Origin of the sequence: Streptosporangium sp. NPDC000396 (genome assembly GCF_042898655.1) — a bacterium.
Taxonomy (GTDB): Bacteria; Actinomycetota; Actinomycetes; order Streptosporangiales; family Streptosporangiaceae; genus Streptosporangium.
The window spans coordinates 1,930-3,264 of the sequence record NZ_JBIAZA010000071.1; the positions used below are offsets into that span (position 1 = coordinate 1,930).

Here is a 1,335-nt window from a genome sequence, read left to right on the forward strand (position 1 = left end):
TAATGCCACGACTTCGGCGGTGTACTTGAGCCCCGCTACATTGTCGGCGCGGAATCACTTGACCAGTGAGCTATTACGCACTCTTTCAAGGGTGGCTGCTTCTAAGCCAACCTCCTGGTTGTCACTGCGACTCCACATCCTTTCCCACTTAGCACACGCTTAGGGGCCTTAGTCGGTGGTCTGGGCTGTTTCCCTCTCGACTACGGAGCTTATCCCCCGCAGTCTCACTGCTGCGCTCTCACTTACCGGCATTCGGAGTTTGGCTGACGTCAGTAACCTGGTCGGGCCCATCGGCCATCCAGTGCTCTACCTCCGGCAAGAAACACGCAACGCTGCACCTAAATGCATTTCGGGGAGAACCAGCTATCACGGAGTTTGATTGGCCTTTCACCCCTAAACACAGGTCATCCCCCAGGTTTTCAACCCTGGTGGGTTCGGTCCTCCACGCGGTCTTACCCGCGCTTCAACCTGCCCATGCCTAGATCACTCCGCTTCGGGTCTACAGCATGCGACTCAAACGCCCTATTCAGACTCGCTTTCGCTACGGCTCCCCCTCCCGGGTTAACCTCGCCACACACCATAACTCGCAGGCTCATTCTTCAAAAGGCACGCAGTCACATCACAAACAAGGCAAGCCTCGTTTACGCTCCTACGGCTTGTAGGCACACGGTTTCAGGTACTATTTCACGACCCCTCACCGGGGCGCTTTTCACCTTTCCCTCACGGTACTTGTTCACTATCGGTCATCAGGGAGTATTTAGGCTTACCAGGTGGTCCTGGCAGATTCACACAGGATTTCTCGGGCCCCGTGCTACTTGGGATCCCCTCCAGCAGTCGATGAGATTTCGCCTACCCGGCTCTCACGGTCTTCGGCGCTCCTTCCCAGGAGCTTCGGCTATCCCACCGATTTCTCACTGCCCGGGAAGACGGCAGTCTTCCCAAGAGGGTCCCACGACCCCGCACACGCAACGCCTGCCGGCTATCACACGCATACGGTTTAGCCTCATCCGCTTTCGCTCACCACTACTCACGGAATCACATGTTGTTTTCTCTTCCTACGGGTACTGAGATGTTTCACTTCCCCGCGTTACCACCAACCGCCCTATACATTCAGGCGGAGGCAACACCACATGACTGGTGCTGGGTTTCCCCATTCGGACATCCCCGGATCAAAGTCTGGTTGGCGACTCCCCGGGGCTTAACGCAGCCTCCCACGTCCTTCATCGGCTCCTGATGCCAAGGCATCCACCGTGTGCCCTAAAAAACTTGGCCACAAAGATGCTCGCGTCCACTATGCAAATCTCAAACAACAAACAGCGACCACACCCACCCCGC

Annotated in this window: 1 rRNA gene (only partly in view); it reads right to left on the minus strand. The window is 56.6% G+C overall.

Going from position 1 to position 1,335, the window contains the following annotated elements:
* A 23S ribosomal RNA gene (locus ACFY2X_RS47110) occupies nucleotides 1–1,272 on the minus strand; it reaches 1,920 nt to the left of the window's first position.
* Nucleotides 1,273–1,335 lie beyond the last annotated feature (63 nt).